The 13,245-nt window shown below is 38.1% G+C and carries 8 protein-coding genes; 5 read left to right on the forward strand and 3 right to left on the reverse strand.

Going from position 1 to position 13,245, the window contains the following annotated elements; genetic code table 11:
* Nucleotides 1-3,524 (reverse strand): tetratricopeptide repeat protein (locus tag DB41_RS03200; protein ID WP_039384239.1); only part of this gene is annotated, 3,524 nt, incomplete at its 3' end.
* Between the two features lie 777 nt (nt 3,525-4,301).
* On the opposite strand from DB41_RS03200, the gene DB41_RS03205 reads away from it, so the two are divergent.
* From DB41_RS03205 to DB41_RS03215, 3 genes are all read left to right on the forward strand, one after another.
* On the forward strand, nt 4,302-5,729 hold the full coding sequence (locus tag DB41_RS03205; RefSeq protein WP_039384241.1) for a deoxyribodipyrimidine photo-lyase: 1,428 nt from the start codon (nt 4,302-4,304) through the stop codon (nt 5,727-5,729).
* A gap of 225 nt (nt 5,730-5,954) precedes the next feature.
* The gene (locus tag DB41_RS03210; RefSeq protein ID WP_039384243.1) at nt 5,955-6,536 is read left to right on the forward strand and encodes a thioredoxin family protein; all 582 of its coding nucleotides are present in this window, start codon (nt 5,955-5,957) and stop codon (nt 6,534-6,536) included.
* Nucleotides 6,537-6,556: 20 nt separating this feature from the next.
* Complete coding sequence (locus DB41_RS03215; protein ID WP_039384245.1) at nt 6,557-7,462, forward strand: TIGR01777 family oxidoreductase; 906 nt, start codon at nt 6,557-6,559, stop codon at nt 7,460-7,462.
* Here the strand turns inward: DB41_RS03215 and DB41_RS03220 are convergent.
* Nucleotides 7,459-9,984, reverse strand: coding sequence for a bifunctional UDP-N-acetylmuramoyl-tripeptide:D-alanyl-D-alanine ligase/alanine racemase (locus DB41_RS03220; RefSeq protein ID WP_039384247.1), 2,526 nt, complete (start codon nt 9,982-9,984; stop codon nt 7,459-7,461). The genes DB41_RS03215 and DB41_RS03220 overlap by 4 nt on opposite strands.
* A gap of 198 nt (nt 9,985-10,182) precedes the next feature.
* On the opposite strand from DB41_RS03220, the gene DB41_RS12810 reads away from it, so the two are divergent.
* The gene (locus DB41_RS12810; RefSeq protein ID WP_155117559.1) at nt 10,183-10,431 is read left to right on the forward strand and encodes a transposase; all 249 of its coding nucleotides are present in this window, start codon (nt 10,183-10,185) and stop codon (nt 10,429-10,431) included.
* A 129-nt stretch (nt 10,432-10,560) separates the two neighbouring features.
* Here DB41_RS12810 and DB41_RS03230 read toward each other — a convergent pair whose 3' ends face one another.
* A complete protein-coding gene (locus tag DB41_RS03230; RefSeq protein WP_039384251.1) occupies nt 10,561-10,977 on the reverse strand; it encodes a hypothetical protein in 417 nt (138 codons plus the stop codon).
* 689 nt (nt 10,978-11,666) lie between these two features.
* On the opposite strand from DB41_RS03230, the gene DB41_RS03240 reads away from it, so the two are divergent.
* Nucleotides 11,667-13,245, forward strand: a 1,579-nt coding sequence (locus DB41_RS03240; RefSeq protein WP_039384253.1) for a hypothetical protein, incomplete at its 3' end; no start/stop codon positions are given.

Raw genomic sequence — 13,245 nt, forward strand, 5'->3', positions numbered from 1 at the left:
GCTTTGTCTAAATTGCCTCGCTTTTGGTAGATCGTTCCTAGGTTATTATAGTCTCTTGCCACCCAGGGATGATTTCCACCAAAAAGCTTAATATCAATAATGAGTGCTTTGTTAATATACTCTGCCGCTTTGCCTAAATTGCCTTGCTTTTGGTAGATTCCTCCTAAGTTATTATAATCTATTGCTACATTAGAATGAATTTCACCAAAAAGCCTAAGATCAATGGTGAGTGCTTTGCTAGTATAATCTGCCGCTTTGTCTAAATTGCCTTGGGATTGATAGATTTGCCCTAGGTTCTTGTAACGAATCGCCGCCTGGGGAGAATATTCATCAGAGATCTTAAGATCAATGGCAAGCGCTTTGTTGCTATACTCTACTGCTTTGTCTAAATTGCCTTGCTGGTAGTAGATTTGTCCTAGGTTGCTATATTGAGTTGCCACGTCTGAATGATATTCACCCAAAATCTTAAGGCTAATGGCAAGCGCTCTGTGAATAGACTCTACGGCTTTGCTTAAATTGCCTTGTTTTTGGTAGATCGTTCCTAGGTTATTATAGTCTCTTGCCACCAAGGGGTGCTTTTCACCAAAAAGTTTAAGCTCTATGGCAAGCGCTTTGTTGATATACTCTACTGCTTTGTCTAAATTGCCTTGCTCTTGGTAAATAATTCCAAGGGCATTTAAAACCCTTGCATTTTGCGGCTCTTCTTTTATTGCTCGAAGATACAATTTTTCTGCTTTCTCATGTCGAAAAAGCCTCTGATATATGTGCCCTTTCGTCTCTAGTGATTTATCCTCCAAATTAGAAGATCTAAGTTGTTCTTCATTGCCGGCTAAGAATTGGTGAATAGATTGATAGAAAGGAATAAAGATGTAGTAGATTTTTTTTATCTCTTTTAAGGCTTTATGATCTAAAGCAAATTGTTTTTCAATAAGAGCTGGATCCTCAAAGCTAAAAGGTTTAAGCAGAGGATTCATTGTCTCTTTTTGGGCCTGATAATGAGAATAAGTCTTAAGACGCATGAATAAGGCTAGGCTCATCCAATCCTTTAGCTTTTCAGTTGCCCCTTTCGTTATAATCTCTAACTCTCTTAGTTTATCAATCCTAGTAAAAGTGTCGGAAGCTTCTACTTTTTTAAGAAGGGCTAGCCTGTCCAAAGCTAAATGAGGAAACCTATAAAAATCATTTTTAACTTTAAATAACATTCCTTGTTTGCTTAGGTTACCCATCCCTGGATCAAAATTTTCCATATCTTCTCGAACTAAATGATGCTGGGCTAGGTATTGGCCTACACTAAGACTTTGTTGATAAGAAGCATTAAGCTTGTGTTGAACATTTTGTCTATATTGCTCAGTTAGATCCTCGCTGCCTAACAAATGAGTAAAGTTTAGCAATTCCATAGGAAGATGAGGTTCTTTTTTATGCCACCATTGGCCTTTTTCATCTTTACCTGCATATTGGGCCATCTTTTCAGGGGTTTGTATAAGCTCAAATGTCTTACCATTCCCTAAAGGAGTCTTGCAGCCTTTTCCTTCTACTCCTGCTCCATCAAAGGCAAAGCCCCGTGGCGTCATGCTATCAAAAAAATTAATGGCTTTTAAGCAAGGAATATTTAAAGCAGGAAGGATAGTTTCTCCTAAGTTGATGACTTGCAAGTGAAGTAAATTGGTTAGATTCTTAAAGTACTTTTTATTTGCAGGATTGTCCTCTTGGATAAGGATACCAAACTCTAGATCGGAATAAGGGGTCATTTCTTCTCTAGCTAAAGAGCCAAAGCCTATCATGGCATATTCACAAGGCGCAGGGCCTAAAACATCGATCGCCTGGTTAACTAGGGAGCTAAAAAAAGCCTTTATATTCTGAGCGATATTACTGTAAAGCTCTTTCACTTCGTGGAAAGAAGGAGTTCCTGTCAGACGTTGAATTTTTTTCTCTATTTCCTCTCTAAAATTTTTCAATACTATACGGTTATCACCGATTTTTTTCTTTATTATTTGTGAGTCTAAAGATTTGCCGTTACAAATTTTAATAAGTAAATTTTGAACTCTAGAAAGCTTATCTCTAAGAATTTCTTGACGCTCCTGGGGAGCAAGGAGCATGGCATAATTGTAAAGTCCTGCCGCTTGCAAAAGCGTTTCAGGGGTGCCTTTACATTCATAAACATCCCCTAATTTTTCTATGCAGACACTTTCTTGGATAGGATCATTTTTTTGAACGGCGAGCTTTAAAGCTAGAGTATAGGCTTCTTCTGCTTCTTCTAACTTAAACTTTATTAAGAAATTATTACTTTCATCTATAGAATAAACAAGCTTGTCTAGATACTCAGCAATTTTATTATGATACTCTGGCAGTTTTTGAGGTTGATAGCGTATCAACAACTGCACCTTGCTAGGTAGATGCCGCTTAAACATGCGAGCACAGCTTTTAGCATCAAGAACCTTTCTTAATTCATCATCGTTTAAACTGTTGAAAGATAAGAAAATCTGTTTGAAAATTTTTAAGGGCAGGGTAGCTAAACGATTGGAGGGATCAAATGCTTCTTGCTTACCAGCCTCATTAAAATCCTGTTTTGTAAGGGAAAGTCTTTTAGCTTTATTGATTCTAGCTTTTATATGAGGAGAAAAAGAATGGGCTTCACCAGAAAGAAGAGTAGGGGAGGTTGCTGATTTTAAAAGAAGAAAGTTATCCTGCTTTAAAGGCTTTTGAGCGTAAATAAAATGGCCGCCTAAATCTATAATGAAGATATATTCTTTAGGTCTTTCTTCACCAGGAATAGTGCCCCATTCCTGGGCTGTCTCAGCTGCAGCTATTCCCTTTCTTGGGAGGATAAGCATATCATTAACGCCACAAATCAAATGTTCCTCATTAACTGTCACCAATCTTATAGGAATAGATAAAGCCGAAGCTAGCAGATCTCCTTCACCTAAGCCGCTTACCCAAGATCTTTTTTTTATTATTTCTTCTGCTCTTTCGCTGTTCGTATGCTTGATGATGCCTGAAAGCGCTTCTCTTAAATAGGAGATTTTGTTTTCTTGATCGTCTAGCAAAGGGATTTTCCTAGAAAGGAGGGCATAACTTCCTAAAAAAGCGCTAAAAAAACAGTCGCCGTCACTTGGAACACCTTTTAATTCAAAACCTTCCTTACTTAGATAGTTAGTCGCAGTATTTACTTTTGCTATCATGGACTCACTAATAATAGCTGAAGAATCCTGCCATAAGCATTCAGCTATTCTATGTGTATTCCATTGACTAGGAGCTAAAAAGTTAGCTTGTTGCTTTTCTGTGGAGGAGTTAGCTCCCACTTTTTTTGTATGAAAGCTTTTCCATTCCTCAGTTTGTTCAATTAGCTGCTTCCACTCTTTACAAACCACTCGTGCTTTGCATAAGTCTTGCTTTTCTAATTTTTTGAAAATTTTTAAGCTAATCTCTGCATAAGGGCCTAGCTTCAGATAAGGCTGTTTTTCTTTTTCTATTTTCTCAAACGCAGTAAAGATGAAAGGTATAATGGGTAAATTTTCTACATTCATTCGCTTATCCTGATTTTAGCTTTATGGTATTTTAAGGGGTTTATAATATTACTGGTAATATTTTTAAGTTATTATTAAATATTGATAAATTATTTTAAATGAATACTAATTTTAATTTCTATAAATAAATGTTTAATGAATTTTTTTATTAGTTATTTACTTTTTAAATAGCCAGTCGCGTTATCCTCTTATTTTGTTTACTGTTCCATTCCCTTCTCATCTCTAAAAAGACCTAATTTTAACCTCATGATGACTTTTTAAGTGTTATTGCTCTTGCAATTACAAAAAAGCATATAAAGTTTAATCTGCATAGGAAAAAATTGAATCCCTACTTGCTAGTCTATACCTCTCTAAGATTACGCTTGCAAAGCACTCATTTAAATTGGCCCCCAGTTGAATCAAAAAAATTGGTACTTTATTGTATGGCTTTGGCTAGTCCTAATAGATAGGCAAGGCGATAAGTAACCATGCGGTTTTGGGTTAAATATCAAAAGTGTAGCTCCCAAGCTAAAAGCTCATTTCGCTAGAAAATGAGCAAAGTAGAAAAATATTTAAAATGCATCAATATTCTAGTGAAGGGGTAAATGTTTTTTTAAATTAGATCTTCGCATATTTCTACGATGAGCCTTAAGCTTGACTTTGATAATTCTATTTTGCTCAAAGGTTTATTTAACCTATCTCTTTAGAATTACTTGTAGAAAGAAAATAAAAGCCTTTTATATTTTATAGAGAGAAGTAGGCGTTGCATCTAAATAAACTTTAATTTATAAATTAGGTATGACTAACTCTACTATTATTTGGTTTAGACAAGATCTTCGCTTAGAAGATAATCCTGCATTACAGGCTGCCCTTCAGAAAGGAGCCTCTATTCTTCCTGTTTACATTTATTCTCCCGAGGAAGAAGGGGATTGGCCGCCAGGTGCTGCCTCACGTTGGTGGTTGCATCACTCTTTACAAAGTCTAGCTGATGAATTGTTAAAAAATGATTTACATTTAGTTATCCGTGCAGGCAATACGCAAAAAATTTTAGAAGAACTTTGCCAGTCTACGGGTAGCACTTCCATCTTTTGGAACAGACGTTATGAGCCGGCCGTTATTAAAAGGGATGCGCTTCTAAAAAGTCATTTTCATGAATTAGGCATCGAAACTAAAAGTTTTAATAGTAGCTTACTATTCGAGCCTTGGACTAACCTTAACAAAGAAAAAAAGCCTTTTCAAGTTTTTACTCCTTTTTGGAAAGCTTGTCAAAAATTGCCTGATCCTCCACTTCCTCTTGCTTGGGAACCTAAGAAAAAACTTGTTTCTGTTCGTGTTGATAGCATGGGTATTGATAAGCTCAACCTTCTTCCTCACATTCATTGGGATAGAGGTATCCAAGCCACATGGAAGCCAGGATCCTTAAATGCAAAAAAAGCTTTAATGGATTTTATAAAAAATTCTATTTACGAATATAAGGATCTAAGGGACAGGCCCGATTTGCCGGGAGTCTCACGCCTTTCTCCTTACCTACATTTTGGCGAGATAAGCCCTCGTACAATTTGGCACACCATTAAAGAGCAGTGCGATCCTAGTAAAGAAGGAGTTGAGGCCTACTTGCGGCAATTAGGATGGAGAGAATTTGCTTATCACCTTCTCTATCATTTTCCTCACACTTCTAAGGAACCTTTAAGAGAAGAGTTTAATCAATTTCCTTGGGATAATAATCCTGATCATTTAAAAGCATGGCAGAAAGGCCATACGGGCTACCCTATTGTTGATGCAGGTATACGGCAAATGTGGACAATCGGATGGATGCATAATCGTTTACGGTTAATTGTTGGTTCTTTTCTAGTCAAAGACCTATTGATAGCATGGCAAGAAGGCTTTGCTTGGTTCTGGGATACCCTTGTGGATGCAGATTTAGCCAATAATACCTTAGGTTGGCAGTGGGTGGCAGGTTGTGGGGCGGATGCCGCGCCTTATTTTAGGATATTCAATCCCATCACGCAGGGAGAAAAATTTGATCCCAATGGAGATTTTGTGCGGCAGTGGGTGCCAGAACTTGCCGCTTTACCTAATGAATGGATTCATAAGCCTTGGGCAGCCCCCGAAAAAACATTAAGAGAGGCTGGCATAGAGCTAGGAGTTACTTATCCAAAGCCTATTGTGGATCATGCAAAAGCCCGTGAAAAAGCACTGGCAGCTTTTCAAGAAATAAAAAACTAGCTCATCCATTCTTTTGCTCTACAATTCATTCTAATTCTTGTCTACGCTTTCTCTTTAGCAAAATTATTTAGAATAATGGTGTATTTGCTTTATCAACAGCTTTTAGGGGAGAATTAAGGAAAGCTCGTAGGCTTAATCGATTATTTACATCATGCTCTGTATATAAAATTGACTTTTTTTAAATTTTTTCTGATACTTAAATAAACCTTAAAAAAGGCTTTATTTATGCCATTTACTCTACCTATAGGAGCCTCGGCTCCAGATTTTTGCCTGCCAGCCACAGATGGAAAAAATTATTCCTTAAAGGATTTTAACTCTACTTCTATGCTAGTCATTTTCTTCACGTGCAATCATTGTCCTTATGTGACAGGATCCGATGAAGTGACTCGCCAGACAGCTGAAAAGTTTAAAAATGAGGGAGTAGTTTTTGTAGGCATTAACTCCAATAGCGCAGCCACCGTTCCTGCCGACTCTTTTGAGCATATGCAGGAGAGAATGCAAACCCATCATTTTCCTTGGTATTATCTTTATGATGCTTCTCAGGAAATAGCTAAAGCCTATGGGGCCTTGCGCACCCCTCATTTTTTCGTTTTTGATCAACAGCGCAAGCTCATTTATACGGGTAGAGGAGTTGACAGTCCCAGAGATACCTCTAAGGTGAAGCACAATGATCTAGAGAAGGCCATAGCAGAGCATCTGGCGGGTGGCTCTGTAACTACACCTTTAACAAATCCTATAGGCTGTAATATTAAATGGGAGGGTAAAGAGCGTCATTGGATGCCAAGCGATGCTTGTGACCTTATCTAAGGCAAGCTTAAAGGAATTTAATGAAAATTTTAATTGCTGATGCGTCTGGGTTTATAGGAAAAAATTTAGCTTTAGCACTTATGCAAGCAGGCCATGATGTAAAGATACTCGTGCGCAAAAATACAGGCTTAGCTAACAATGAAATAAGCTGGGCTCCTGAAAAAGGAGCCATTAGTGACAACGATCTAGAGGGCATCGAAGGAATTATCAATTTAGCGGGCGATAATATTTTCAAAGGACGATGGACAGAAGCTAAAAAGAGGTCCATTATTGAAAGCCGTCTTCAGGCAACACGTACCCTTGCAAGTTGTCTTCTTCGCTTAAAAAATCCTCCTAAACTTTATATTAATGCTTCTGCGATAGGTTATTATGGGAATCGGGGAGATCTTCTTCTGACTGAAGAGAGTTCTAACGGTACTGGATTTTTAGCTCACGTTTGCGAAGAATGGGAAAAAGCTACTCAGGATCTAGAAACGCTGGATGTGCGTGTAGCGTGCCTACGTTTTGGAATCGTTCTTAGCACTAAAGGGGGAGCTTTAGCTAAAATGTTGTTAGGATTCAAATGGGGAATAGGTGGTAGAATTGGATCGGGACAGCAGTATATGAGCTGGGTAAGCTTAGAAGATGTGCTTGCTGTGTTTTTACATATTTTAAAAACAGAAAAATTGAAAGGCCCTATTAATGTGGTGGCTCCGCATCCTGTCACTAATCATGTATTTACTAAAACGTTAGGAAAAGCACTCGGCCGACCTATCATTTTATCTCTTCCCACCCTTGTTTTACGGATCTTGCTGGGTGAAAAAGCCGATGAGTTGCTGTTATCCAGTCAGCGCGTTTCATGCTCGAAATTAATCGATTCGGGCTATAAGTTTCTCCATAGTAACCTTGAAAAAGCGCTTCCTCAGCTTCTTGCGCAAGAGAGTTAGCTTTTTTGGTTAGTTTCTTCATGGATAAATATGCGCTGAATACGAGGTCCTAAGCAGGTAATCAATTCATGGACAATCGAATCTCCCTGTGAAGCTACTTCTTCAGGTGCAAGATATTGGCCATGCTCATCCTCGCCAAAAATCAATACTGCATCTCCAATGGCTACATTTTCAATATGGGTAACATCTACCATCATAAAATCCATGCAGATTTTTCCTACCATAGGGGCTTTTTGCCCTCGAATAAGAACATACCCTTTTCCACTGTAATGGCGATGAAGGCCATCAAAATATCCAATAGGAAGAACAGCGATTTTTTGTTTATCCCGTTCGACGAGGTAGCTGCGGCCATAGCTAATGGTATCGCCTGCTTTGCAATAATTAATGCCTGCAATCCTTGAAACAAGCGTAAGAGATAGTCGCAATTCCATTGCTTGGCGTGCAGCTTCTGAGCAGTGGAGTCCATAGATAGCTAAACCCACGCGAACCATGTTATATTGATTAAAATCGAATCTAACAACAGCGCTTGAGTTTGAGGCATGATAATAGTTAGCTGCAATCTGATGTTTTTTTAGCTGGGCAATAACCGCATCAAAGCTCCGCGCTTGAGCCAATGTAAAAGAGTCTTGCTTGGGGTCATCAGAACAGGCAAAATGGGTCATTATGCCCTCTAAAATAAGATGGGGGCAATTTTTGATTAAAGTCGCAAGCTCTAACGCATTGTTAGCTGGGCACCCTAGGCGATTCATTCCTGTATCAACATGCAAATGTACTCGAATGCTTTTATTTTGTTTAGAAGCCTCGCTTGCTAGGGCAGTAATAAATTCCTTTTCACTTACCCCCACTTCCAGCTCCCATTTAACAATTTTTGCAATTTCATAAATAGAAGAATGGATCACAAATATTGATTGCTTAATTCCAGCTCTTTTAAGGACTACTCCTTCATCTACACAAGAAACGCCTAAAATATCTACCCCACAGGTGGATAAAAATTTTCCTATACGTATTTCCTCGGTGCCGTACGCTAACGCTTTAACCATCACCATAAGGCGCGTGTTAGCTCCTATCTTATGGCGGATGGTTGCAATGTTGGATTGTATAGCAGCAAGATTTATAAAACATTGATTGCTGGCTATACTATCATTGAAAATTTCTATTAAATTATTTAATGATTCTTTACGTTCATTTTTGATGACTACATAGTCATTGCATTTTATATGGGCTTGCATCTGCTCAAGAGCATCGCGATAAGTATTGTAGTGGCAAATTTCTAAAGGATTTTTTGCTTTGTTAGTGATGTTAATGATTTCTTGAAAATTATGCGGGCCTACTAAAGCTAGTACTTGCACTTTATTTTTTATAAGAGCATGGCCTATGCGCCTATATTCCGAAGTGTTATTTTCTTTTTTTCCTTGTATGCCACCAAAAATAAATATCCTACGCTGTTCATTAGAGGAGTGTTCAAAATGTTTAAGGGCTTGATCAACAGATTGAGGATCGGAGCTATAAGTCTCATTGATAAATGTTGCGCCTATTGGCGACTTCCATATTTCTGTACGCATTGGCTCTAGTATGTAATTATAAAGAACTTCTTTAATTACCTCAGCAGAGACTCCTAGGAGCCAGGCAGCTTTAACTGAAATGTTAAGAAGATCCATAAAATAATAGAAGCCAGCATTAACCCTTTCTTTTAAATAAGCTCCGCAAGGGAATTTGATCCCGTATTGCATCTCTGCATCGTAAGGTTTGCTTAAAAGATGAGCATGAGGAAGAAAAGGAGTTTCTTTATTCCAAAAATAGTAATTAGCTTTAATTTGCTTTAAATAAGGCTCGAGAAAAGGAGTTTGAGGGATAAGGGCCCATTTATTTTCAGGAGAGATAGTTATAAGCTTAACAGTTTCTGCTACAAGAGCCTGGTGATTGCCAAAAGTGATCAGATGTTTTTTGCCTAAATGAGTAAGTATACATGCTTGAGGATGAATAATTTTTGCTAAACGATTCATTTCATTATCTTGGGAAACCGCTGCTTCTATCAGCGCAATCTCATGCTGTTGAGAGATGTTGAGAATGCTTAAAGGTACGCCCACCTGGCTATTAAAGCTACCAGGAGATGCTATTACTCTTTTGGTAGGTGCTATCATCGCCTGTAGCAAATCTTTAACCATTGTTTTACCATGCGTACCAGCGATGCCGACTATAAAGGACTTAAGTTGATGTCGATAGGCTGTGGCTATCTCCTGGAAAGCTTTTAAAGGATCTGATACACGTAAAAGATTAATAGCAGGTAGCTTGGCTGGTTGCCAATCATCGCGTACAATTGCGAAGCGTGCACCTGCTATTGCTGCTTGTTCAATGTAAGTATGACCATCTTCAACTTGTCCTGGTAAAGCTACAAATAGTGAATGGGGAGAGGAAATTAAGCGAGAGTCGATACAAATTTGATCAATAATAGGGGAGCCTATACAAGGGCCAGATAGGGCTGCAGAAAAGCCTTCCCAAAGTCTTAGGTCAAATGGATCCATAGCCAGTCAGTAAGTAGGTTAGAGGCACTATAACTTATTCATCATAGAAATTCAAGGTAGAGAAATTTTTGTGGATAAATTTCTTGTAACTTAGGTAGGTACCTTCAAAAATGTTATAGGAAAAAAACGGGCTTTAGAATTTAATTTTTGTGCAAACATTTATCAAAATTTTTACGAATATTTATCTATTATTTTTTGATGAATAAAATAAAGAAATATTGTAGCGGCCTTATTCAAGATAAGAAAGTGGATCCAAATAGTAGCATGGGTAAAGCGATTTTCTATCTAAATATCCACGGGGAAGCATTTACTCTATTTCTGCGTATTCCTGGAATCCCTTTAACTAATAATATCGCAGAGCAAATAATGAAAAAAGCTGCTCTAAATCGCAAAATTGCATATTTTTTTCGCAATGAAACTGAAGCTATAATTGCCACATCCTTTTGAGCGTGATGGAAACTTGCGCTCTCAATAAGGTCAACTCCCTACAATTTTCTAATTGCAATTCAACAAAATACCAAAAAGATGTTTACCGAAACCCGAAACTTTGGCTCTCTTGGGTCTATGAAAAAAGACTTAAGGAGTTTCAGTCAACTCTCCTGCAATCACAACCTCCTCCTCTTTGACATCATGAATCTTATTGATTAAGTCATTGATAATGTCTTGAACTAAATCTTCTAGCAATGCCGCATATTTATTAAATTCTGGCCATAGTGTATTGTTAACAAAGGTTGGATTTGCTCGAAGCATAGCTGTTGTTCTTTTCTGTCTTTTATAACGGTATGTCTGAATTTGAAACTTATTGCAAAGGGCAACAAACAGTTTTTTCTTCCACTCGTTTCCAAGGTGAATTGTATATTCAAGAGGTTTTTCAACAGGCTCCTGCTTATGTCGTTCTAAAATTCGGTTTTTAGCAAGGGTAGCAGCATGCTTTTCACCTTCACTTTTGCTGCTCGCAATCAGCGCTTCGATTTTTTTAATTTTTTCTAACATGTCCATGCTTACATAATATCCCATTAGAAATTTTATTTAAATGATTTTCGTTCTTGATTTTCATTCCTTGAAACAGCCAGACCATTGATAAACAAGACATTCTCAAATTTGAAGGTCATTCGTTAAGCATGCTCACCGCAAGAGCACCTTTCTCCGAAGAACAAAGGAAAAAAGGTCAGTATCAAAATTTAAATACGTTTACTTTCAAAGATGGAGATAAAAGGATAGTTTGGCTTAAAGAACTAGCCTTCTCCGTAGCTCTAATCACAAAGATCTTCAAAAACGAAGACGGCTCTACAGGCATTCTCTACATTTTGACTAACGACCTAAATTATGAAGCTGACCGTATCTGTAAGATCCATTACCAAAGATGAAAGGTAGAAAAGTATTACAAATCGATAAAGCAAAATACCAGCCTTAGGAAGTCTCCAACCAAAATTATTCGTTCTCAAAGAGACCCTATTTTTGCCTCTTTTATCGCTTATTGCAAGCTTGAATTTCTCCTAGTCAAAATTTCACTTAATCATTTTGCCCTAGGATGTAGGCTAATCCTTAAAGCTAATCAGATGGCTTATCAAGAATTGCAAACCTAACAAAGAAATTTCATGTTCGCGTAAGTAAAATTAAAATTTTATTGCTACCAAACCAGTTCCTTTGTATAAGAAAATTTTTATCTTTTGGAAGAATAGATGCTAAATTTTCTTTTGATTCTTTTCTTATGCAGTGTTTGCCTACCTCTTCAAGCGACTGAAGAACCTGGGGGCTTAGCAAACTTTAATTCCCCCCAAGAAACCCTTATAGGCGAGCAAAATATCGCCACTTTAGGTGGGGAGCCTTCAGCTATGGTAGATGGCTGCGTTAACGTCATCACCGGTACCTTTATCGATCATGCTATTGATCTATGGACCCCAGGTCCAGATCCTCTCTATATAGAGCGTATTTACACCCATACCAGCGGCTGGAGCATTAACGAGCCAGAAAATATAGAAATGCTTGGCGGCAGCTTAAACAGAGTTGTTCACGAAGAAAAAGGCATGAAGACTTTATATACCAATACCCTAATTGGGCGCACCCTTTTCATCAATGCAACCAATTACACACAAGGATTGACCAATTGCTCTAAAGGATTCATTAGCGGCAAAAGCAATCCCCATAATCTTCAAATGCAAATTATTTCTCCTAAACCAGGTACTTTCGCCGTGTATTTAAGAGATGGTTCAAAAAGCCTTAAATATTTTGGTTCCTGTCATCGCACACCACTTTCTCTGATGGAGAGTCGCCATCAAGATGGGCTTACTTATGAACAAAAACCTTATGGAATTAAGACGCAATATACCTATCAAAAATCCCCTTTAGGGTGGAAAATTGATGAGATAAGTAATACCAATAGCCTTAAGCAAGATCTAGGGAAGATTCACTTTGAATATGATAATTTTAAGCTTAATCCCCGCATGGTAGCCTATGCCAATCAAGATCAAAGCGGAAGCTGCGCATATCTTTTCAGCAATTATCCGGCCAGGCATGACCTTCATCAAGTGATTTCTACTCACGCTCCCAAAGTCTGCTATTCTTACGATAATACGACCCACCGCATGAAACAAAAAGCCCTACCCAATGGTCGCCTTAAGCAAATTGAATATTATGAGGAGACCAACCCTTACGCCTATACTAAAAAACCTTTAACTTTTTACGATGCATGTACTTCCCCTTATGAACGTGTATCTTGTTTAAAAGCTGCGGTAGGCACCGATCAAACCCTGCATCCTACCCATCGCTTTTACTATGAGGTAAATCCCATCAACCGTAAAAGTCGTATTTATAGCTATCCAGGGGGGACGACCCGCGTGCTCGATCTTCATAACCAAGAAACTCGCTATCATTATGACTCAAAAAGACGCTTAACAGGCATCGATAAGCTGTTAGACGCTAATCTTTATCGCACGCAAAGTTTTTTTTGGAGCTCTTTGCCACATTTAGAGGGATGCTTAACAACCAAAACCCTACAAGATGGTCAGGGTAACTTACTAAGCAGCCGCTATTACGATTACGACAAAAATGGAAATATAAAACATGAATGGCTGCTTGGAAATCTTACGGGGAATGCAAAGGGCCCTGTGCTAAATAAAGAGGGCATTCCTATAGCGGGACAATATGACAGCTACATTCGCACTTATGAGTATAGTGATGATGGATACAACCATTTATTACGTGAGCAAGATGGATGTAAAGAGATCGTTTACGTCTATTACCCTAAATCTGCTTTACTCC

The sequence above is a fragment of the Neochlamydia sp. TUME1 genome (assembly GCF_000813645.1).
Lineage (GTDB): Bacteria > Chlamydiota > Chlamydiia > Chlamydiales > Parachlamydiaceae > Neochlamydia.

Bases quoted from the DNA above. Each gene is read 5' to 3' on its own strand.
- DB41_RS03205 (WP_039384241.1), top strand. From the start codon at position 4,302: ATGACTAACTCTACTATTATTTGGTTTAGACAAGATCTTCGCTTAGAA.
- DB41_RS03210 (WP_039384243.1), top strand. From the start codon at position 5,955: ATGCCATTTACTCTACCTATAGGAGCCTCGGCTCCAGATTTTTGCCTG.
- DB41_RS03215 (WP_039384245.1), top strand. From the start codon at position 6,557: ATGAAAATTTTAATTGCTGATGCGTCTGGGTTTATAGGAAAAAATTTA.
- DB41_RS03220 (WP_039384247.1), bottom strand. From the start codon at position 9,984: ATGGATCCATTTGACCTAAGACTTTGGGAAGGCTTTTCTGCAGCCCTA.
- DB41_RS12810 (WP_155117559.1), top strand. From the start codon at position 10,183: ATGAATAAAATAAAGAAATATTGTAGCGGCCTTATTCAAGATAAGAAA.
- DB41_RS03230 (WP_039384251.1), bottom strand. From the start codon at position 10,977: ATGTTAGAAAAAATTAAAAAAATCGAAGCGCTGATTGCGAGCAGCAAA.